The sequence below is a fragment of the Streptomyces spectabilis genome (genome assembly GCF_008704795.1).
Taxonomy (GTDB): domain Bacteria; phylum Actinomycetota; class Actinomycetes; order Streptomycetales; family Streptomycetaceae; genus Streptomyces; species Streptomyces spectabilis.
This window is the reverse complement of sequence record NZ_CP023690.1, coordinates 3,009,585-3,030,643: the sequence shown is the minus strand read 5'-3', so window position 1 is coordinate 3,030,643 and position 21,059 is coordinate 3,009,585. Positions and strand designations below refer to the sequence as shown.

Below are 21,059 nucleotides of genomic sequence, written 5' to 3'. Positions count from 1 at the left end.
CCCCCCAAGGCCAGGCCGGGGACCCCGCCGCGGTAGCGGTGGGGGGAGAGCGGCGGCCCGCCGGAGGCTAGAGGCGTTCGCGCCACGCGCTGGTGATCGGCAGCCGCCGGTCCTTCCCGAACCCCTTCGGCGAGATCTTGGTCCCGGGCGGATACTGCCGCCGCTTGTACTCGGCGGTGTCCACCATCCGCAGCGTCCGCACCACGAGCTCCGCGTCGAAGCCCGCCGCGGCGACCGCGTCGGCGCCCTCGTCCCGGTCGACGTACCGTTCGAGGATCGCGTCGAGGACGGGATAGTCCGGCAGCGAGTCCGTGTCCACCTGGTCGGGGCGCAGCTCCGCGCTGGGCGGCTTGCTGATGGAGTTCTCGGGGATCGGCGGGGTCCCGCCGCGCTCGGCGGCGGCCCGGTTGCGCCACTCGGCGAGCCGGAAGACCGAGGTCTTGTAGACGTCCTTGATGGGCCCGTACGCGCCGACGGAGTCGCCGTACAGCGTCGAGTACCCCACCGCGAGCTCGGACTTGTTGCCCGGCGCGAGCACGATGTGGCCCTCTTGGTTGGAGATCGCCATCAGCATCGTGCCGCGCAGCCGCGACTGGAGGTTCTCCTCGGCGAGCCCGGTGAGCCCGAGGGACTCCATGTACGCGTCGAACATCGGCGCGATCGGCACGGTGCGGAGGTGGAGGCCGGTGCGCCGCGCCAGCTCCTCGGCGTCGGCGAGCGAGTGCTCGGAGGAGTACCGGGACGGCATCGCGACCCCGTACACGTTCTCCGCGCCGAGCGCGTCACAGGCGATCGCGGCCGTGAGCGCCGAGTCGATGCCTCCGGAGAGCCCGATGAGCACGGAGCGGAAGTCGTTCTTGTGGACGTAGGCGCGCAGGCCGACGACGAGGGCCGAGTAGACCTCCTCGTCGTCGTCGAGGCGCTCCGTGTACGTGCCGGTGTGCTCGGCCTCGTACGGCGCGAGCGGCTCGGCGGAGAGGGTGACGTGCTCGATGCGCAGGCCGTCGTCGACGACGCCCGACGGCGGTTGCTCGGCGGCCGCGGGGAGCTCCAGGTCGAGGACCACGCAGCCCTCGGCGAACTGCGGGGCCCGCGCGACGGCCTCGCCGTCCTTGTCGACGACGATCGAGTCGCCGTCGAAGACCAGCTCGTCCTGACCGCCCGTCATCGCGAGGTACGCGGTGGTGCAGCCCGCCTCCTGGGCCCGCTTGCGGACCAGTTCGAGCCGCTGGTCGTCCTTGTTCTGCTCGTACGGGGACGCGTTGATGGACAGCAGGAGTCCGGCCCCGGCCGTGCGGGCCGCCGGGACGCGGCCGCCGTCCTGCCACAGGTCCTCGCAGATCGCGAGCGCCACGTCGACGCCGTGGACGCGGACGACCGGGAGCGTCTCGCCCGGGACGAAGTAGCGGAACTCGTCGAAGACGCCGTAGTTGGGCAGGTGGTGCTTGGAGAAGGTGAGCGCCACCTCGCCGCGGTGCAGCACCGCCGCCGCGTTGCGCGGAGCCCCCGCGGGCTGGCCGTAGCGCGGCTTGGCCTCGTCGCTGCGGTCCAGATAGCCGACGACGACGGGCAGTTCGCCGAAGCCCTCGTCGCGGATGCGGACCGCGAGCGCGCGCAGGGCCTGACGGGACGCCTCCACGAAGGAGGAACGCAGGGCGAGGTCCTCCACCGGATATCCGGTGAGTGCCATCTCCGGGAACGCGACGAGGTGCGCGCCCTGTTCGGCGGAGTGCCGGGTCCAGCGGAGGACCGCGTCCGCGTTCTTGGTGAGGTCGCCGACGGTGGAGTCGATCTGATTCAGCGCAAGGCGTAGTTGAGGCACGGCCCCAGTGTAATCGTCAACCCGACGCGATGCCCCCGGGACGGCCCCCGGAGGGCCGCCCGGGAGCCGCGCGTCATGGCGGTGACCTGGGTCAGGAGCGGTAGCCGAGGACCGTCATCATTCCTGCTTCCGCGTGGTACACGTTGTGACAGTGGATCATCCACAGGCCCGGGTTGTCGGCCTCGAAGTCCACCGTCAGGCGGCCGTTCGGCAGCACGATCGCGGTGTCCTTGCGGGGGCGGCCGGGGGCGCTCGCCACGGCGAAGGTGTGGCCGTGCAGATGGAGGGGGTGCCACATCGACGTGGAGTTGCTGAACTCCAGGCGCACGCGCTCACCGGTGCGCACCGGGTGACGCCGGTTCGGTGCGTACGGCTTCTTGTCGAAGGCCCAGTCGTATTTCTCCATGCCTCCCGTCAGCTGGATCTTGATGGTGCGGTCGGGGTCGGCTGGTTCGAGGGCCACCGAGTCGTCGGCCGTGAGCCGCTCGGCGAGCACGACGCGGCCCTCCAGCTCCTTGGGCCGGACCGACGGTGACGGCGCCCGGCCGCCGCCCGTGCGGAGCACCGCCTGGGCCGCCGCCTTCTTGCCCTCGGCCACGGCGGTCAGCGGGAAGACGCCGTCCTTGGCGGTGACCAGGACGTCGTACCGCTCGCCCATGCCGATCAGCAGGGCGTCGCCCTTCCGGTGCCGCACCGGGAAGCCGTCCGTGTGCGTGACCGTCAGCTCGTGGCCGCCGAGCGCCACCCGGAAGGCGGTGTCACCGCCCGCGTTGATCAGACGGAGCCGGATGCGGTCGCCGGGGCGGGCGCGGAAGGAGGCCGGGGCCTTGGCGGTGCGGCCATTGATCAAATAGTGCGGATACGCCACGTCGCCCGCGTCCCGGCCGAGGATGTCGCTGGTGGACCCCATGAGCATCCGGGACGGACCGGTGGGATCCGTGGGCGTGGGCTCGGGGGAGGCCTTCCCGGAGCCGGTCAGCGCGGTGCGGGACATCTGCCCCTCGTGCCCCGGACCACCGGAGCCGCCGTGGTCCATACCGCCCCCGTGGTCCATGCCCGTGCCCATGTCCATGCCGCCGCGCAGCTCGGCGAGGACCGCGTCGGGCGTGGAGCCGTCCACGCCGTCGACCCAGTCGTCGAGGACGACCACCCACTCCTTGTCGTACGCCAGGGGCTCCCTGGGGTCGTCGATGATCAAGGGTGCGTACAGCCCCCGGTCCTGCTGGGTGCCGGAGTGCGGGTGGAACCAGTACGTCCCCGGGTGCGGGACCTTGAAGCGGTACGTGAAGTCGGCGCCGGGCTTGATGTCCCGCTGGGTGAGGGCGGGGACGCCGTCCATGTCGTTGCGCAGGGCCAGGCCGTGCCAGTGCAGGCTGGTGGGGAGCGGGAGGTGGTTGGCGAGGGTGAGCGACAGCGTGTCGCCCGCCGTCGCGCGGATCTCCTTGCCGGGCAGCGCGTCGCCGTACGCCCAGGACTTGACCGTGGGGCCGCCCAGGTCGAGCGTCGTCGGCATGGCCATGAGCCTCAGCTCGCGGAGGCGGCCGCCGCCCGGGCGCTTCTTCTCGGCGGCGGCGACCTCGGGGCCGGTGGGCGTCACATAGCCCTTCGAACCGGCCGAAGGGCCGCCCGCGCCGCCGTGGCCGGAGTGCGAGCCGCCGCCGGAGCCGCTGGAGCAGGCCGCGACGAGCCCCGTCCCGGCGGTGGCGAGTGCGGCGCCGAGCAGGGCGCGGCGCGATGTGCGCGGGGTGCGCTTGGTGTGGGTGCGCATGACTGAAGACACCTCGTCCGTACTGAGTGGTGCGTGCAGAAGGTCGCGTCTGCTGCTTCTGGTACACCGCTGCGGCCCCGGAGGTTCCCACCGCGGCGCGGGCAGCGCGAAGCAGCCGGTGCGGCGGCCTAGATCCGCAGTACGGAGAGACGGGCGAGGAGCGCGCGGGGCGGAGGAGGGTTCGGCCACGGGGCGGCCCGGAGCCCGGCGGGCAGCCGGACGGGCGCGGCCAGCGGCGGCCGCGCCGCCACCGCGCCGAACAGCGCGAGCACGAGGGCGCCGCCCAGGACGGCCAGGCACACGGACATCGGGTCCATGCCGGTGTCGTGGGAAGGGGATTCGGGCGGGGACACCGTACGCGCGTCGGCCGCGGGCCCGGCCCCCGCGTGACCCTCCCCGTGCCGCGCGGCGGCGTCCGTCACGCGCGTGTGGTCCGAGCCGTGCCGCGCGGCGGCGTCCGTCACGCGCGTGTGGTCCGAGGGCGCCGACGCCACGCGCGCGTGGCCGGCGGGCGCCGAGCCGCCCCCGTGCTCCTGGGGATGCCCCAACGTGTGCATCGTCACGATGCCGAACAGCAGCGCCACGAGGAGCAGGAATCCGCTCGCACTCGTCGGCTGCCGCTTCGGGGTCATGGGCGGGAGCCTACCCCTCCCCGGTATGGGGCGATGTGCGGGGGCCGTGAGAAACATTGATCATGAACCCATGACGACTACGGACAAGCCCGGACAGAGCGCGGGCGAGACGACGGCGGCCGAGGAGGCCGCGGCGGCCATGAAGGCCAGTGAGGCCGGAGGTGCGGAGTTCGGGGAGGACACCGGGACCTCGCGGCAGTTCATCTCCTGGGTGACGCTCGCCCTGATGACCACCGCCTCCGTGGCGAGCCTGCGGCCCTCCCCGGCCATGGCCATCTACGGCCTCGCCGCCGTCTTCCTGTACCTCCTGCCCGCCGTGGTCTTCCTGCTGCCCACGGCCCTCGTCGGCGCGGAGCTGGCCTCCGGGTGGACGGGCGGCATCTACCGATGGGTGAGCGAGGCGCTCGGCAAGCCGCTCGGATTCGTCGCGGTGTGGTGCCAGTTCGCGATGACGATCGCGTACTACCCGAGCCTGCTCGCGTACGTGGCCTCGACGTTCGCGTACGTCGTCCATCCGAGCCTCGCCGAGGACGGCCTCTACGTGGCCATCGTCATCGTCGTCATCTACTGGACCGGCGTGTGGATCACCTCGCGCGGCACCAAGACCGTCGCGGGCCTCTCCTCCCTGGGGCTCGTGATCGGCACGCTGGTCCCGGGCGTCGTGCTCGTCGCCCTCGGCATCGTCTTCCTGGGGCAGGGCAACGAGCCCGCCGCGCCGATGACCACCGACCACTTGCTGCCGCCGTGGACGGGCCTCGCCAGCCTCGTGCTCATCGTCAACAACTTCCTGTCGTACGCCGGCATGGAGATGAACGGCGTCCACGTGTCGTCGCTGCGGCACCCGCGCGCGGAGTACCCGCGCTCGATCTTCCTGGCCACCGGCCTCGTCCTGCTGATCTTCATCGTTCCGGCCCTGGCCATCAGCTGGGTCATGCCGTCCGAGGAACTCAGCCTCACCGCCGGGCTCATGCAGGCCTTCCAGGCGTTCTTCGACCACTTCCACGTCGGCTGGATGACGAAGGTCGTCGGCATCATGCTCGTCATGGCCGCGCTCGGCGGCATGCTGACGTGGCTCGCGGGACCCGCGAAGGGCCTGGTGACGCTCGCCCGGCAGGAGGGCTATCTGCCGCCGTTCCTGCAGCGCTTCAACAAGCACGGCGTGCCCCTGAACATCATGATCGCGCAGGGTGTGATCACCACCCTGATCGGTGTCCTGTACGCGTTCAGCGACGACGTCTCCAGCGCGTACTGGATGTTCTCCGTGATCACCGTGCAGATCTACCTCATCGCGTACCTGCTGATGTTCGTGGCCGTGGTGCGGCTGCGCCGCACCCAGCCGCACGTCGAGCGCGGCTTCGTCGTGCCCGCCGTCACGCTCGTCGCCGGCGTCGGCTTCGTCGCCTCCGTGTGCGCGCTGTGCATCGGCTTCGTACCGCCGGACCAGTTCGGCGACGCGCCGCTGTGGCGCTATCTGCTGATCGTCGGCGGCGGGCTCCTCGTGATCGGCGTGGCCGCGCCGGTCGCCTTCCTCAAGCTCCGCAAACCGGAGTGGGTCCACCCCGACCACCAGGGCGCGCATGCCGTCAACTAGCGTCAAGACGCATATGTCCCCCACGCCCCGAGACGCCGACGCGCCCCGCGCCGTCCGCGCGGCCGTGGCCGCGCTCCTGGTGCTCGGCGCCGCCGCGTACACCTCGTGGGCCCTGGAGGCGGTCCTGCCGACCGGTCTCTCGCCGCTGCGGACGTACGTGAGCGAACTCGCCGCCGAGGACCAGCCGTACGGGGCCTTCTACCGGGCGGTGGACTTCGCCGCGGGCGTGCTGGTGTGCGCGGGGGCCGCGGTCGGCCTGGTGCGGCTGCGCTGCCGGACCGCCGTGCCCCGTGTGCGCGCCCTGTCCGCCCTCGGCTGGGCCGGGCTCGTCGTCTTCGGCGCCGCCACGGCCGCCGACGCGCGCCTGCCGCTGAGCTGCGCGCCCACCGTGGACGCGGCGTGCCTCGCGCGCGAGCGGGCCGGGCTCGTGCCCGCCACGCACACCGCGCACGCGGTCAGCAGCGCCGTGGCGGTGACCGGGGCGCTGGTGGGGATGGTGCTCCTGACGGCGGCCCTGCGCCGCGCGGGAGCGGGCGGGGCGCGGCAGCGGACCGTGCTCACGGTGCTCGTGGCCGTCGAACTCGCCGCCACCGTCTGGACCCTCGCGGCCGTCTTCGCCTTCGACGCCGGGCACGGCACGTGGGGGCTCGGCATCGGCCAGCGGCTCCAGGTGCTCATGATCGCTGTGTGGCTGGTGTGCCTGGCGTGGCTCGTGCTCGTACGACGGCGGAGGTGACCGGGGGGTGTTCGTACGGATCGACGGGGTGGCGCACCACGTGGACGTGACCGGGCAGGGTCCGGTGTGCGTGCTCAGCGCGGGGCTCGGGCTCGCGTGGTTCGAATGGGACCCGGTGGTCGAGCTGCTCGCCCCCGCCCGCACCGTCGTCCGCTTCGACCGGCCGGGGCTCGGCCGCAGCGGGCCCGCGCGCGAGGCGCCGACCCTTGCGGGGGAGGCGGAGCGCGTCGCCCGCGTCCTCGCGGCCGTGGGCCTGGGCGAGCGGGCCGTGACGGTTGTCGGGCACTCGCTCGCCGGGTTCCACGCGGAGGCGTTCGCGCGGCGGTACCCGGAGCGGGTGGCCGGGCTCGTCCTCGTCGACTCCAGCGTGGAGGAGCGGACGCGGGCGCTGCCCGCGCGCGGGGCGCGGGTCGCGGGGGCGCGCGCGTGCGGGGCGGTGCTCGGCGCGGCGGGGGTGCCGCGGGCGGTCGGGCCGCTGCTGCGGGGCGGGGGCGTGCCGCGGCGGCTGCGGGCGGTGTACGGGGTGAGCCGGGTGTGGCGGGCCGGGCTCGTCGAGTACGTGACGTACGGCGACGTGGCGCATGAACTCGCCCTGCTCAGGCGGGTGGCCGCGCTGCCGGGGGCGCCGGTGGCGGTCCTCGCGGCGGGCCCTGCGGGCGCGAGCCGCTGGGTGTCGCGCCAGCGGGCCCTCGCGGACACCCTGGGGGCGTCCTTCCGGGCCCTGCGCCCCGCGGGCCACCTCCTGATGCGCGACCGCCCCCACGAGGTCGCCGAGGCGATCCTGACAGCGGGGCCTCGGCCGTCCGGCTGAGCGGCACCTGGCGCTGTGCCCACCCTTCCCCAAGCCTGCCCTGCGAAGCTCGGGAGTTTCGGGCGGGCGGGTGGGAGAGGCCCAGGGCAGCGGCGGCAGCGGTCGTGGGGGCCGATGTCAGACCCTCGTGGTGCCATGGAGGGCATGACTCAGAACCTGAAGTTGCGGGTGGTGGGGCGGGAGCTGCCGGGCGCGGAGTGCGGCGGGTTCCGGGACGTGCACGTGGGGGTGCAGCGGGGCAAGGAGCCCGACGGCCTGGTCCGCGCGGACGCGCCGGAGGCCGTGTGGGAGTTCGAGGTGACGACGGCGCCCGCGCCCGACGGCACGCCGGACTTCAAGGGCCCGTACGCGCAGGGCAGGAGAGGCGAGCGGTTCTTCTACCTGACGTGGGGCGAGCTGCCGCCCGGCGGCGGCTTCGCGATGTTCCGCCGCGCCAAGCTGTTCTTCGCGGACCTCCCCGATGAGGTGCTCGCGGCCGGGTCGGGCGTCGCCGAGCTGGGGCTCACGGACCCGGCGGGGCTGCCGCTGTGCGCGGCGGTGCGCCCGCCGCGCGTGACCTGGCGGGCGGGGACGGGATGACACCGGGCCCTCACCGGGGCCCGGCCCCTCCCCGGGACGGGGCTACGGCTTCGCGCCCCGCGCCTTCAGCAGGTCCGCCATCAGCTTGACCTCCGACTCCTGGGACTCCACCATCCCCTGCGCGAGCCGTCGCTCGACCGGCACCCCGCAGCGCTCCACGCACCCCTGCGCCATGTGGATGCCGCCGTTGTGGTGGGCGGTCATCAGGCGCAGGTAGGAGATCTCCGCCTTGCGGCCGCTCAGCTCGCCGAGGCGCTTCATCTGCGCCTTCGTCGCCATGCCCGGCATCAGCGCGCCGTCCTCACCGGACGGGGCGTCGCCCATGCCCATCCACTTCATGGGCGGGTCCACGGACACCTTCGGCAGGTCCCACAGGTCGAGCCAGCCGAGCATCATGCCGCGCTGGTTGGCCTGGGTCTGCGCGATGTCGTAGGCGAGCCTGCGGATCTCCTCGTTCTTCGTGCGGTCGCGGATGATGTACGACATCTCCACGGCCTGCTGGTGGTGCACGGACATGTCGCGGGCGAACCCCGCGTCGGCGGAGGTGCTCGACGGCACGCCGTCGGCGCCGGAGCCCGAGCCGGAGGGCCCGTCGTCGGCGGCCACGGCGGCCGTGATGCCGCCCGCCGCGAGCACCGCGCCCAGGACGGCGCCGATCAGCCAGTCGGTGCGCTTCATCACTGCCCCATCCCCGTCCTCACGGACGTGTCACTGCCCCTTGCCGTTGGTGCAGGCGGCACCCGGCTCGGGGGTCTGCTTGCCCTGGACGAACGTGGAGAAGAACGTGTTGACCTTGGGGTCGTCCGCCCCCGTCACCGCCCGCTGATGGCCCCAGGCCGTGAGCAGCAGCGGCTCCTTCTGCTTCTTGACCGGGCTCATCAGCGAGTACGGCGTCTTCTTCACCTTCGCTTCGAGCTTCTTCAGGTCGGCGGGCTTCGCGGCGTCGTTGTACGTCACCCACACCGAGCCGTGTTCGAGGGAGTGCACGGCGTGCTCGTTCGGGATCTCGTTCTTGTAGACGTCGCCGTTGCAGTTCATCCACACCTGGTTGTGGTTGCCGCCCACCGGCGGCGTCACCGGGTACGTCACCTTGCCCTCGACGTGGGTGCGGCCCAGCTTCTTGGCGTCCCAGACCTTCTCGCCGTCCTTGGTCCTGGTGAACTTCGCCACGGCCGCCGCGTCGCCCGCCTTCGCCGACTCATCGTCGTCGTCGGCCTGCGAGACCAGGAAGTAGCCACCGATGCCGAGGGCCGCGACGATGACCGCGCTCAAGGTGATGGTGAGGGCGCGGGCGCGGCGCTCGCGGGCGGCTTCGGCGCGCCGCATCTCCGCTATTCGGGCCTTGCGTTCGGCGCTGCTCGTCTTCTTGGCGGAACCCATGGTGTGTCCTTCTGCGGAAAGGGACGGATCGGATGGGTCGAACATCTGAGTCGAACATGTGAGGGGTCGAACAGGGGGCGTTGCGAGTGCGTTGATCGTAGCCCGCGCGCCGCCGAGCGGAAGGGGCGCTCTTCCAATCTCCCAAATCCAGCACGCGCGGCGGCCCTTGACCGTCGCCATCCGGCCGTCGGGCCCCGAGGACGGGCCCGGCCCCGCGCCGGTCGCGCCCGCCGTCCGGCCCGGGCCGCTCCCGATCGCGCGCCGGGACCGCCTCGGCCACCCCCGAAGGCACGGCAGGTACCCGCCGCCCGGCTGCGCCCCGCAGGCCCGCCGCCGTGCTGCGCCCGCCCGGCCGCCCCATAGGCCCGCGGCCCGGCCGCGCCCGCAGACCCGCCGCCCGTCCGGCTCGAAAATTTGAACCCCCCATGCGCATTCCCTACGCTGCGCGGCATGCGGCTCCTGCACTCCACCGACCTCGCGCTGCGCATGCTCATGCGCCTCGCCGTCGCGGACGCGCCGGGCCGCGGCGGCCCGCCCGCGACCGGCTCCGCGCCCACCACCCGTCAGGTGGCCGAGGACATGGCCGTCCCCTACACGCACGCCGCCAAGGTCGCGGCGCGCCTGACGCACCTCGGCCTCGTCGAGGCCCGCCGCGGCCGGGGCGGCGGGCTCGTCCTCACCGAGGCGGGGCGCACCGCGTCCGTCGGCGCGCTGGTGCGCGAGTTCGAGGGCGAGGGGGACGTCGTGGAGTGCGAGGGAGCGACGCCCTGCCCGCTGAACTCGGGGTGCCGCCTGCGCGGCGCCCTCCGCCGCGCGCAGGAGGCGTTCTACGCCGCCCTCGACCCCGTGACCGTCGAGGACATCGTGGCCTCCCCGACGGGACCGCTGCTGCTCGGGCTCGCGAGCCACAGGTCGGGGCCGAAGACCTCGTAGTGGACGGCGGCGGGCGCGACCCCCTGGGCGAGGAGCTGGGCGCGTACGCCCTTCATGAAGGGCAGCGGCCCGCACAGGTACGCGTGCGTGCCGGGCGCCACCGGCAGCGCGGCCAGGTCCACGCGGCCCGTGCGGTCCGCGGGGTGGCCCGGCTCCGGGCGCTCGTACCAGAAGTGGACGTCGGCGTCCGGCAGCGCGGCGGCGTACGCGCGGTGCTCGGCGCGCAGCGCGTGGTCCGCGGGGGAGCGGTCGGCGTGCACGACGGTGACCGGGCCCCGGTGCCCGGTGGCCGCGAGCTGTTCGAGCATCGCGACCATGGGCGTGACGCCGATGCCCGCGGAGGCGAGCAGGAGCGGCGCGGGCGTCCGGTCGTCCAGGACGCGCTCGTCGAGGACGAGGTCGCCGTACGGGGCGGAGACCCGCAGCAGGTCGCCCACGCGCGCGTGCGCGTGGAGGTGGGCGGAGACCTCGCCGTCGGGCCCGGCCCCGCCCCGGACCCGCTTCACGCTGATCTGCCGCAGATCCGCGCCCGGCAGCCCTGACAGGCTGTACTGGCGTATCTGGCGTGCCCCGTCCGCGAGCTCGACCTGCACGGACACGTACTGGCCCGCGCGGAAGGCGGGCGGGGGCGTCCCGTCGGCCGGGCGCAGCCGGAACGTGGCGACGTCCGCGGTCTCCTCGATCCGCTCCACCACCTCCCACGCGCGCAGCGCGTCCGGGCCCGCCGTGATGCCCCGCTCGGCGTAAAGGCGCGCCTCGATCGCGACGAGGGCGTTCGCCATCAGCCAGTACACCTCGTCCCAGGCCGCCGCCACCGCGGGCGTGACGGCGTCGCCGAGCACCTCGGCGATGGCGGCGAAGAGGTGCCGGTGGACCGTCTCGTACTGGGCGGGCGCGATGCCCAGGGACGCGTGCTTGTGCGCGATGCGGGCCAGCATCGCGTCGGGCCGCTCGTCCGGGCGGTCCACGAGGTGCGCGGCGAAGGCGGCGATGGACCCGGCGAGGGCCCGGCGCTGGGTCCCGGCGGCCTGGTTGCCCCGGTTGAAGAGGTCCCGGAGCAGCTCCGGGTGGGCGGCGAAGAGCCCGTCGTAGAAGCGGGCGGTGATGTTCTCGATGGCGGCCCCGACGGCGGGCAGCGTGGCGCGGACGGTGGCGGCGGACCGGTCGGACAGCAAGGTGCCTCCTCTGGCGGGGCGGGCGCCCCGCGTAAAACTTGCATCTGAGATACCACTTTAAGTCGATGGTCCGACGCGGCTGTCACCGCCTCCGGGGAACCGTGCAGTATGGGCGATGAGCGGCCGCAACGCGCGTGAAACCGTGTGGTGGGATGCTCATGTGCCGGGGCGACGTCCCATGGCTTGGGAGCAGCCGGTTCCGACCAGCAAGGATGGGTGGAAGTCGAGATGGACAAGCAGCAGGAGTTCGTGCTCCGCACTCTGGAGGAGCGCGACATCCGGTTCGTGCGCCTGTGGTTCACGGACGTACTCGGCTTCCTGAAGTCGGTCGCGGTCGCCCCCGCCGAGCTGGAGCAGGCCTTCGACGAGGGCATCGGCTTCGACGGCTCGGCGATCGAGGGCTTCGCCCGCGTGTACGAGTCCGACATGATCGCCAAGCCGGACCCGAGCACCTTCCAGGTGCTGCCCTGGCGCGCCGAGGCACCCGGCACGGCCCGCATGTTCTGCGACATCCTGATGCCGGACGGCTCCCCGTCCTTCGCGGACCCGCGCTACGTCCTCAAGCGCGCCCTCGCGAAGACGTCCGACCTCGGTTTCACCTTCTACACGCACCCCGAGATCGAGTTCTTCCTCCTGAAGGACCGGCCCCTGGACGGCTCACGGCCCACGCCCGCCGACACCAGCGGCTACTTCGACCACACCCCGCAGAACGTGGGCATGGACTTCCGCCGCCAGGCCATCACGATGCTCGAATCCATGGGCATCTCGGTCGAGTTCAGCCACCACGAGGGCGGCCCCGGCCAGCAGGAGATCGACCTCCGGTACGCGGACGCGCTCTCCACGGCGGACAACATCATGACGTTCCGCCTGGTCATGAAGCAGGTCGCGCTGGAGCAGGGCGTCCAGGCCACCTTCATGCCCAAGCCCTTCTCGGAGCACCCCGGTTCGGGCATGCACACGCACCTCTCGCTCTTCGAGGGCGACCGCAACGCGTTCTACGAGTCCGGCGCCGAGTACCAGCTCTCCAAGGTGGGCCGCTCCTTCATCGCGGGCCTGCTGCGGCACGCCGCGGAGATCTCCGCGGTCACCAACCAGTGGGTGAACTCCTACAAGCGCATCTGGGGTGGCTCCGAGCGCACCGCGGGCGCGGGCGGCGAGGCCCCCTCGTACATCTGCTGGGGCCACAACAACCGCTCGGCCCTCATCCGCGTGCCCATGTACAAGCCCGGCAAGACCGGCTCGGCCCGCGTCGAGGTCCGCTCCCTCGACTCCGGCGCCAACCCCTACCTCGCCTACGCGGTCCTGCTCGCCGCGGGCCTCAAGGGCATCGAGGAGGGCTACGAACTGCCGCCGGGCGCCGACGACGACGTCTGGGCCCTCCGCGACGCCGAACGCCGCGCCCTCGGCATCGAGCCCCTGCCCCAGAACCTGGGCGAGGCCATCCACCTCATGGAGCGCTCCGAACTGGTCGCGGAGACCCTCGGCGAGCACGTCTACGATTTCTTCCTCCGCAACAAGAAGCAGGAGTGGGAGGAGTACCGCTCCGAGGTCACGGCCTTCGAACTGCGGAAGAACCTGCCGGTGCTGTAGGAGCAGGTCAGGCATCGTTATACGGCGACACACAGGTTGAGTCTCGCGCAAACGGACTGTCGGGCCTCCGCGCCGTGAACGCCGCCAGGGCCGTCTCTGTGCCGTGACTCCTGGGCGCCTATGCGCCCGGCCCCCAGGTGTTGGCTCGGCGTTGGGCCGGATGTGCCTGCATGGTGAGAGCCTCCCGGAAGGGTGACGATCTCGTAAAGTCGGGTGCTGCGCTCTCTGATCCCCCTAACAATGAATGCGTGGCAGACCTAGGTGGCGGTAGCCGCGCTGTGATGGGTTCCTATAAGGCGGCCAGGTTCGGTGCAAGGACTTGGACGCAACGTCAATGGTTTAAGTATCTCCTCTATAAGTCGGTACTCCTCGCGTTGATGATGGAGCGACCGGAGGTCGAGAATCAGCGAGTTCGAGAAGCTGCGCAAAAGATGTGCAGACTTCTCAGGAAGACACCTGTGCCGATGGAGCGTGATGGCTTCACCGCAGGTGTTGGGCGCTTCTTTAGGAAGTTTTTGACGTGGGGAATAAGGTATCCCGATTATCGGGGCCCACTTCGGGATTCCTATCAGCAGCGGCTGCATGATTGGGCGAAGTTAGCGGCCCAGAGTGGTCCGGGCTTGAGTGCGCTAGAGTACGCGCAGTTCTCTGGCGGAACGGATCCAGCGGAGACATTTGCCAGGAGATTCCAGGAGGCAACTGGACGTATCCTTCATGACGCCTCCGGGCCGGCATCGGATGCGCAGAACTATGCGCGTGACACAATGCTGCATCATATTGATGTTGGTCTGACTGAAGCTCAGATTCAAGCCAAGCTGCACAATAGGAACGCGGCACTTCGCAGTGCTGCTACGGGCGCTGCGAGTGCGACCTTGAGCGCTTTGGGGTTTCATAACGACTGGTACGAGACCGTCGGTCTGGCGGCAGCCGGTTCCGGTGCTTCCCTGACGCTTGACTATGGCGTGGCTGCAGCTCGACATAATACGCGAAAAATGATCGCAGCACGTCGGCAGGCCCTCACCTTTCTGCTGTGGATGCTCAGGCTATTGACAGGGATGAGAGGGGTGACCTTTCCAGAAAGGGAGATAGAGGAAGACTGGGGTGAATATCTCGTCAGGGGCCTTCACGGTTTGGTTCGTGAAGATAGTGATCACTTGACTGTGATGCTTCGAGAGTTTGACGTCGAAGCCCGCCTAAGCAGATTGATTGAGACGGCTGAAAGGGCGAATGACGAAGATCTCGATAGCCTCTTGACCGACTTTCAGACAGCTCTCGACTATCCTGATATGGGAGATCTTCCAAATGCTGTTCGTAACTTACTCTTCCTCCTTAGGGGTGTGTCTCTAAGGAGTGGGAACTTTTCTCAGCCGGAGATCGGTTCGAGTGGAGATCCGCTGATTCTCCCGCCGAATCCTGATGGCCCCTGATTTGATCTTCTGCTTTCCGTGCCGAGGGAGTCGGCAGATGCTCTCTCGACACGGAATCCTCTAAAGGGTCGATGCAGAAGTCTCGTTAGCTCCGAAACAGGGCATCTATAGCCCTCCGTGTTCGTCCGTCGGTACTCGGCATAAGGTGCGTATAGATGCGAAGGGTGAAGCCTGGGTCGATATACCTCAAATAGACACTCAGGGCTTTAATGTTTTCCCCGGCGTCAAGCAGAGCCGATGCGTAGAAGTGCCGCAGCGCGTGCATGCCGTGCTCGCGTGCGGCCTGGTGGCGTTCGCCGGGCTGGGGTTCGGGTATGACCCCGGCTTCCACGAGAGCGTTCTTCCAAAAGCGCGTGTTGAAGTCCGTGCGCCGGACGGCGCCGTTTCCGTCGGGCCGCACGAACAGGAGTTGTTTCGTGACCGGCCGCCCGTCGGGCGCTGCCACGGAAGCGTCACCTTCACGGGCGGATGGGCGTTCATGTGCTCCTTGAGCACGTGCGCCACGGAGTCCGCGAGCGGCACGTCCCTTTCCTTCTCGCGCTTCGGAGGGGCGAATACGAGCTTCCCGCCGGACACCTTCACCTGGTTGCAGACATGCAGCCAACCCGTATCGAACCCGATCTCGTCGACCGGCAGACCGAAAATCTCGCCCTGCCGAAGACCACACCCGGCGCCGAGGTCGACAGCGGCGCGGTACTGCTCCGGGAGCCCGGCGCGTACGGCGAACGTGCGCTCCGCGGTCCATGGGACCACACGATGGTTGTTCGGGCCGGGCGCGCGGACACTCCTTGACTTGCACGGATTCCGGTGCAGGTGATCGTCTTCCACGGCCGCCGTGAACACGGCGGAGACGCTCGCGAAGATGACACGGCGGTACGAGGACGCGGGGATCGCGCGCTCCAACTCGGCGAGCCAGTCGCGGATGTGCTCGGGCTTGAACGAGCCGAGCGGCCGCGACCCCAGGTACGGGATGGCGTGCCGACGGATCTGAACGCCGACGGGCTCTCTCGTCGTGGCGTCCGGTGGTCTGAGTCTTGAGCCACTTCTCGGCGTACTGGCGGAAGGTGGTGCGACCGGCCTTCGGATCGACGTAGCGGCCGCTGTCCATGTCGGCATTGATCCTGTCCAGCCACTGCTCGGCCCTGCGCTTCTGCCCATTGGGGAAGCTCGCGGACTGCTCGGTGCCGTCGGGGCCGACGTAGCGGGCGCGGTAGCGCTTGCCGGTCCCGTAGCGGTCGGTCCTGGTGCGGACGGTCTTGCCGTCGGGGGTGGTTTCGGTCTTGAACCAGCGGTCCTGGACGTGGCCTGCCATGTAGTGGTTGTGCCTCCTCAGACAGATGGGAGGGCCACGAGGTGGCCCTCCCATAGCAGGGTTTCGCCCTTGGCCTGTGCGACGGTGAACAGGCGCGCGATGTGGGCGTCGGTGAGGCAGCCGCACCGGCCGTGGGCGGAGAGCACGGCGACGATGCGCTGCTCGGCCATGGTGATGCCGCGCTCCAGATACGCCGGTGTGCGGTGGGGGCATGCCCCGTTCGCGGCCGGCGCGGGCCCGGTGATGACCTGCGGTGCGGGGTGCGCTGTGGCGGGTTTGCGTGCGGCTAGCGCGCGAGCGGCGTCCGGCAGGACGGTCATGGTGCCGGTGCCGGGGCCGAGCCAGCGGGCGTAGGCCATGCGGGACTTGATGTCGACGCCGGGGCGTACTCCGTGCGAGGAGGGCATGGTGCCCACGTAGAGCCAGTGCTGGCCGCGTGTGGTGGGCAGGGTGCGGGTGGGAGGCAGGTGGGCTTGGGCCCAGGCGATGGCGTCGGCGTGGTCGAGGTCGACGACGGTGAGGCGATTGCCGCCGGGGTGGTAGGCGATGGCGGTTGCCTGCCGCCATGCGGCCCTCCAGGCCGCGGAGGTGAGCAAGCAGCGCCGCCTGCACTCCGCCATCACCACCGCACTCGGCTCCGCGAGGACTACCGCCAGTTGACCCCGCTCCTGAGCCCGCCCGCCGACGGCGAGCCCCCGACCCTGGCGAACCTTCGAGCCGACGTCGGCGAGGTGTGGGACGCCTACCAGGCATCGCGCTTCGGCTTCGCCACGCGGCAGCTGCCGCTCCTCCTGGCCGACGCCCTCCTGGCTGCCCGTACGTACACGGGGGCGGAGCGCGAGGAAGCCAACGCCCTGCTGGCGCTGACGTACCAGGGCGCGGCGATGGTGCTCGGCAAGCTCGGGGAGAACGAACTCGCGTGGATGGCCGCCGACCGCGGACTGGCCGCAGCCCAGCAGAGCGGCAACAACGTGATCACGGGGTCGCTCTTCCGCTCCGTGACTCACTGCCTGCTGTCGACCGGGCGATACGAGACCGCCGTACAGCTCGTGGGCGACGCGGCCGGATTCCTGGAGCCCGGACTCAGCGAGGCCACGCCCTCGTTCCTGTCTGTCTACGGAACCTTGTTCTTGGCTGGGTCGATGGCGGCCGCCCGTGCGGAGGACCGCGCGACGACGCAGGCCTTCCTGCGCGAGGCGGAAGCGACGGCAACGCGGCTCAGCTCCGACGCCAACCACATGTGGACCGCCTTTGGCCCGACCAACGTCGCCATCCACAAGGTAGCCACGGCCGGGGAACTCGGGGCCTTCCAGGTCGCTTCCGACCTCGGACCGCAGATCGACACGAGCGGCCTGCCTGTCGAGCGCCGGTACGTCACGACCTCGAAGTGGCGCACGCACTCACTGCCCGAAACCGCACCGACGAAGCCCTCACCGTCGTCCTCGAAGCCGAACAGCTCGCACCCGAGCAAGTCAGGCACCACTACATGAGCCGCGAGCTCGTACTCGGCTGGGTCCGCGGCACCCGAGGCCGCCCGAGCAGCTCCGTGGCCGACCTGGCCGACAGGCTCCGAGTCGTCTGAGGTGGTTAGGCTCGGTCACGTGAGCGAGACCGAGAACGAATACGAAGCGAAGATGGCGCGCCCGCGCATGGCCGCGGGCGCGCTGTTCTTTGACGAGCAAGGCCGCGTCATGCTCCTTGAGCCGACGTGCAAGGAGTACCGAGATATCCCTGGCGGGTACGTCGACGCTGGCGAGTCCCCGCTGCAGGCATGTGTGCGGGAGGTCCGCGAGGAGCTGGGCATCACGCCAGGCATCGGTCGTCTGCTGGCCGTTGACTGGGCCCCCAGCCCTTGTTGAAGGTGACAAGGTGCTGTACCCCTCTTCGACGGTGGGGCTCTACCGGCGCAGCTTCAGGAACAGATCCAGTTGCAGCGCTCCGAGATCAAGGCGTACGCCTTCCACAGCCTCGACGACGTCGACTCCCTGACGATTCCGCGCCTAGCACGCCGGCTCCGGGCTGCCGTGATCGCTCGTAGTGAGGGCCAAGTGGCCTACTTGGAGCACGGTCAGCATCCAGAGCGATAGGGGCCGCAGTCAGGCCTTGGATATCCGCAGACTGCCCCTAGTTCACGGGGTGCCCGCATCCGAAACGCTCTGCGCGAGGTCACTCACGGTACGCAGGATGCCCTGGCCGAAGTCGGTGGGAGCGATCAGCACCCCGAACGTCACCGCTACGGTGAGGACCATCGTTTGGTCGACCCGGCTTCTGGCCTGTACGCGTCGACGTACGAGCACGACGAGGATGACAGCGAGCAGAACTGCCAAGTTGATCGTCAGCTTCACTGGTCGGCCCTTCCCCCAGGCAGGAACGTCCCAACTTTCCTGTGTAGCCAGGGCCGTGCGGCTAGGCGACTGAGATACCAGCGGCTGGCGGCAAACCGCTCATCTGAGGCTGGATCAGCTCGCTGTTGACACCCTGGGGATCTTCGGCGCGTACTCCTCGAAAGGAGCGCGGCACGCCTCGTCGAGGCGTTGACCTGAGCGGTGATCGCGTGCGTCAGTCAGACGCCTTCGGGAGCCTCAAGGACCGCTGTTGCAGGTACTCCTCAGCCCAAGCGCGATGGTCCTGGGTTCCTTGCGTTCTTGCCAACTCGAAGATCGTGAGCATGTTGAGGTTGAGGAGGCCAGCAATGACTTGCGCCGGATCTGAGGGAGTGTCTCCGTGGAGTACCTCAGCGATGTGGACTGCGGCAGCTTGCCGGTCTTCGCTCATCCACAGCATGAGGAACTCGATAGCGACCCGGGTCGCATCTTCCTTGTGCTCCTGATCTGCCATAAACACAAAGCTAACGAGGTTTTCCGCCCCTCACCAGGCCCTCTGAAACACTGATTGGGACCGCCCAGCCAGGCCGTGCCCCAGTCGTGCCCGATAGAGCGGAAACTAACGGGAAACAGCGGTCGCCCCCGGGTCGTGTCCCCCTTCGTGGTGTAGCCGATCATGTGCTGTGTGCCCCGGCGCATAGCGTGTGTCGGCCTCTTCGGCAGGTGTGGTCGGGAGAGTTCCCCGCTCGACGTCGGGGGGTCCAGTCCCGGGGCGCTGGACGCGGCGTGACCTGGGAGCTCCGCTCTCTTGATCGGCTACACCACTCGACGGGACACCACCCGCCCCCGGGCGGTACGCAACGAAGCGGCCCCTGATCCAAGTGCTGATCAGGGGCCGCTCTCACTGCTCACCACACGGTGGGTGTGGGATTTGAACCCACGGTGGTGTAAACCACGACGGTCTTCAAAGCCGCCAACCAGTCACCTGATACATCTGGTGAGGCGCTCTCTTGAGAACATGGGGATCGTGGAACAAGATGCCCCGAGGTTCGTACCGCGTAGGGGTGATCGGCGCCACAGCCGCAGCGGGAACTGCGGAAGATACTGCGGCATCAGCTCACATGGGTCATTCAGGAGCCTCAGTCAGAAGACGGCCGGACAAAAGATCTGCAACGAACGACTCAAGACTTCCTGCGAGAGAATTGACTTCACGGTGGCTTGGGCGAGGCACGTATCCGTGGGTAAGTGCACTGCGCATCTTGTAGCAACGAGTGAAGAAGTCTGCTGGTTTTCTACCACCATACTTACGCGGCTCCAACGTCCGAGCTAGCCGCCGCCCGGCTTGACCGATCGACTCGTTATGCAGCCAGTCCAGCGTCTCCAATAGTGAGTTGCGCTCTGCATGAGTGAGGCCCGCGTTGACTTTCGTAGCCTCGATCATGGCAGTCACGTGCGCCTGAGCGGCGGTCGAGCGAGGCTGGAGGTTAAGCAGGGTCTCAACCGCCATCGTCAACATCAGGAGTCGTGCGGCCGCCGATGCCTGGAAGAAGGAACCACTGTACAGATCGAAGGCTAGCCTCTCGGCCACCGCCAAGGGTTCGTGGAGCTGCGCGGCATGAAGGAATACAGAACGGCATTTCTCTTCCGAGGGCCGCACACAACCGAATAGATCACCCGCAGTGACGAGGAGGAGGTCTGGCTGATCCTGGAAGACCGTGACACCCGCCACGCCCTCCATTATGTGACGTCCCAAGTGCTCCGAGAAAACCGGCTCTGCGGTCATTGTGGAGCTGCTCGAAGGGTCCTGATCACCGAAATCAGCGGCGAGATGCATCCGGGCGAAGGAACGACTGATCACGTCCCTCCATCGCTCACCCCCTAGGGCAGCTTCATCACGAGTGGCGAAGCCCTCGCCCCTGACTACAAAGTTGGCAGCGTCGCGCAGGGACTGGCCCTTCTCAGAAGACTCGAGCCAGATCCGTCGCTCTCTCTCCTCATGGATCAAGAGCTCCGCTGTGGCCAACCCAAGCCGTGTCGTGCTCGGCATCGTGAAAGGGAGACGAAAGCAGTACATGGGTAACCCCCGAGGACGTAGCCGACTCTTGAAGAGCCTAGTGTTCCGGCGCAAGGTAGTGCGGAGAGTTACAAGAAAGCCGGATGATCGGTGCCCTGACCGGTTCCACCACATTTCTTGCCACGCCGCTTGAGGACGCGGCCGTGCCAGACCCGTGCCAGATGTTGCAGAAACCACGGCGAACAGCGGGGAGCAGGTCGACGGCGATTCAGGCTCCGACCCGGCGTCGCTTCAGGTCAGCGCGGCAACCACTCGCGAATGTCCTTAACTTCCCAAGCTGAGGTTCCACCGGTGTCGTGGCTCGTCAGTCCAGCCAGATGAGCACCGCGTCGTCGGCCCTGGCAACAGCCTCGAAGAACTGTGTGAGGCCGTCGTACCAGGGACGCCCCCGCTCCAGCGAGCCGGGCTCACTCCCTCCGAGTGGATACGCCTCGGCGCTGGTCAGTTCGGCAGGATCGACGCCACTGATGAGCTTGGCATAGCTGGTCTCCCGCAGAGCTTCGGCGGTCAGTCGGACCCGCTCGGGCCGCAGGTACCGCGGAGGCCCGTAGCCCCAGTCCTCGGCGAACGGCTCCTCACCGTGGATGACATTCACGGGGAACTCGGCGCGCGCCAGTAGGAAGCGGAGTAGGTCCCATGACTTATACGTGCTGAAGTGGCGCGCATCGGCTGACGCAAGCTCCGTCTCCTCCTCGGCATCCTGGACCTCTTCAGCGAAGCCCAAAGCCCAGTCGGGGTCTTGGATCGCCTGCTCAAGCTCGGCAGCCGTGACACGCAGGTACTCGCCGATCATGCTCATGGCCGGACACTAGACGAAGCCGCTGACAACGGCCGTCGGACGGACCGTCTCAGTTTCCTTCTCATTCAGCCCGGTTCACCGGCGTTCAGCCGAGCTCCGGATCTGC

Annotated in this window: 20 protein-coding genes and 1 pseudogene; 9 read left to right on the top strand and 12 right to left on the bottom strand. The window is 69.4% G+C overall.

Annotated features, from left to right (window positions below; all coding sequences use genetic code 11):
• Positions 1-67: 67 nt before the first annotated feature.
• The 3 genes from CP982_RS13110 to CP982_RS13100 form a co-directional block, all read right to left on the bottom strand.
• The gene (locus CP982_RS13110) at positions 68-1,822 is read right to left on the bottom strand and encodes an NAD+ synthase (protein WP_150510685.1); all 1,755 of its coding nucleotides are present in this window, start codon (positions 1,820-1,822) and stop codon (positions 68-70) included.
• Between the two features lie 91 nt (positions 1,823-1,913).
• Positions 1,914-3,590, bottom strand: a complete 1,677-nt coding sequence (locus CP982_RS13105; RefSeq protein WP_150510684.1) for a multicopper oxidase family protein — start codon at positions 3,588-3,590, stop codon at positions 1,914-1,916.
• Between the two features lie 128 nt (positions 3,591-3,718).
• Positions 3,719-4,222, bottom strand: a complete 504-nt coding sequence (locus CP982_RS13100; protein WP_150510683.1) for a hypothetical protein — start codon at positions 4,220-4,222, stop codon at positions 3,719-3,721.
• 139 nt (positions 4,223-4,361) lie between these two features.
• On the opposite strand from CP982_RS13100, the gene gadC reads away from it, so the two are divergent.
• The 4 genes from gadC (at position 4,362) to CP982_RS13080 (ending at position 7,939) form a co-directional block, all read left to right on the top strand.
• The gene (gene gadC / locus CP982_RS13095) at positions 4,362-5,813 is read left to right on the top strand and encodes a glutamate/gamma-aminobutyrate antiporter GadC (protein ID WP_372503514.1); all 1,452 of its coding nucleotides are present in this window, start codon (positions 4,362-4,364) and stop codon (positions 5,811-5,813) included.
• Positions 5,814-5,826: 13 nt separating this feature from the next.
• Complete coding sequence (locus CP982_RS13090) at positions 5,827-6,549, top strand: DUF998 domain-containing protein (protein WP_150510681.1); 723 nt, start codon at positions 5,827-5,829, stop codon at positions 6,547-6,549.
• A 7-nt stretch (positions 6,550-6,556) separates the two neighbouring features.
• Entirely contained in the window at positions 6,557-7,360 is an 804-nt protein-coding gene (locus CP982_RS13085) for an alpha/beta fold hydrolase (RefSeq protein WP_229878910.1), read from the top strand.
• Between the two features lie 144 nt (positions 7,361-7,504).
• Entirely contained in the window at positions 7,505-7,939 is a 435-nt protein-coding gene (locus tag CP982_RS13080; RefSeq protein WP_229878911.1) for a DUF5990 family protein, read from the top strand.
• A 42-nt stretch (positions 7,940-7,981) separates the two neighbouring features.
• Here the strand turns inward: CP982_RS13080 and CP982_RS13075 are convergent, their stop codons facing one another.
• Both CP982_RS13075 and CP982_RS13070 read right to left on the bottom strand, forming a co-directional pair.
• Positions 7,982-8,617: a DUF305 domain-containing protein gene (locus CP982_RS13075; protein ID WP_150510680.1), complete on the bottom strand. Its 636-nt coding sequence runs from the start codon at positions 8,615-8,617 to the stop codon at positions 7,982-7,984.
• A gap of 30 nt (positions 8,618-8,647) precedes the next feature.
• Positions 8,648-9,319, bottom strand: a complete 672-nt coding sequence (locus CP982_RS13070; RefSeq protein WP_150510679.1) for a thioredoxin-like domain-containing protein — start codon at positions 9,317-9,319, stop codon at positions 8,648-8,650.
• Between the two features lie 450 nt (positions 9,320-9,769).
• Between CP982_RS13070 and CP982_RS13065 the strand changes: the two genes are divergently transcribed.
• Positions 9,770-10,252: an Rrf2 family transcriptional regulator gene (locus tag CP982_RS13065; protein ID WP_150510678.1), complete on the top strand. Its 483-nt coding sequence runs from the start codon at positions 9,770-9,772 to the stop codon at positions 10,250-10,252.
• On the opposite strand, the gene CP982_RS13060 is transcribed toward CP982_RS13065, so the two are convergent.
• A complete protein-coding gene (locus CP982_RS13060) occupies positions 10,147-11,427 on the bottom strand; it encodes a globin domain-containing protein (protein WP_150510677.1) in 1,281 nt (426 codons plus the stop codon). The two genes, CP982_RS13065 and CP982_RS13060, sit on opposite strands and share 106 nt — an antisense overlap.
• 228 nt (positions 11,428-11,655) lie before the next feature.
• On the opposite strand from CP982_RS13060, the gene glnA reads away from it, so the two are divergent.
• Together glnA and CP982_RS13050 are read left to right on the top strand one after the other, a co-directional pair.
• Positions 11,656-13,017: a type I glutamate--ammonia ligase gene (glnA, locus tag CP982_RS13055; protein ID WP_030687256.1), complete on the top strand. Its 1,362-nt coding sequence runs from the start codon at positions 11,656-11,658 to the stop codon at positions 13,015-13,017.
• Between the two features lie 248 nt (positions 13,018-13,265).
• A complete protein-coding gene (locus CP982_RS13050) occupies positions 13,266-14,444 on the top strand; it encodes a hypothetical protein (protein WP_150510676.1) in 1,179 nt (392 codons plus the stop codon).
• 85 nt (positions 14,445-14,529) lie between these two features.
• Here CP982_RS13050 and CP982_RS13045 read toward each other — a convergent pair.
• Positions 14,530-15,756: pseudogene (locus CP982_RS13045) on the bottom strand (site-specific integrase).
• Between the two features lie 17 nt (positions 15,757-15,773).
• A complete protein-coding gene (locus CP982_RS13040; RefSeq protein ID WP_372503513.1) occupies positions 15,774-16,505 on the bottom strand; it encodes a bifunctional DNA primase/polymerase in 732 nt (243 codons plus the stop codon).
• Between CP982_RS13040 and CP982_RS13035 the strand changes: the two genes are divergently transcribed.
• Together CP982_RS13035 and CP982_RS43105 are read left to right on the top strand one after the other, a co-directional pair.
• Positions 16,413-17,246, top strand: coding sequence for an XRE family transcriptional regulator (locus tag CP982_RS13035; RefSeq protein WP_229878912.1), 834 nt, complete (start codon positions 16,413-16,415; stop codon positions 17,244-17,246). The genes CP982_RS13040 and CP982_RS13035 overlap by 93 nt on opposite strands.
• A 111-nt stretch (positions 17,247-17,357) precedes the next feature.
• Entirely contained in the window at positions 17,358-17,615 is a 258-nt protein-coding gene (locus CP982_RS43105) for an NUDIX domain-containing protein (protein ID WP_308294301.1), read from the top strand.
• A 270-nt stretch (positions 17,616-17,885) separates the two neighbouring features.
• Here the strand turns inward: CP982_RS43105 and CP982_RS13025 are convergent, their stop codons facing one another.
• The 4 genes from CP982_RS13025 to CP982_RS13010 all read right to left on the bottom strand — a co-directional run bounded on the left by CP982_RS13025 (position 17,886) and on the right by CP982_RS13010 (position 20,953).
• Positions 17,886-18,101 carry a hypothetical protein gene (locus tag CP982_RS13025; RefSeq protein WP_150510675.1) on the bottom strand — a complete coding sequence of 72 codons (216 nt, stop codon included), beginning with the start codon at positions 18,099-18,101 and terminating at the stop codon, positions 17,886-17,888.
• A 214-nt stretch (positions 18,102-18,315) separates the two neighbouring features.
• Positions 18,316-18,594 carry a hypothetical protein gene (locus CP982_RS13020; protein WP_150510674.1) on the bottom strand — a complete coding sequence of 93 codons (279 nt, stop codon included), beginning with the start codon at positions 18,592-18,594 and terminating at the stop codon, positions 18,316-18,318.
• A gap of 612 nt (positions 18,595-19,206) precedes the next feature.
• The gene (locus tag CP982_RS13015; protein ID WP_150510673.1) at positions 19,207-19,938 is read right to left on the bottom strand and encodes a hypothetical protein; all 732 of its coding nucleotides are present in this window, start codon (positions 19,936-19,938) and stop codon (positions 19,207-19,209) included.
• 520 nt (positions 19,939-20,458) lie between these two features.
• Positions 20,459-20,953 (bottom strand): YfbM family protein, encoded by a 495-nt coding sequence (locus CP982_RS13010; protein ID WP_212669185.1) that lies wholly within the window; start codon positions 20,951-20,953, stop codon positions 20,459-20,461.
• Positions 20,954-21,059: the final 106 nt, after the last annotated feature.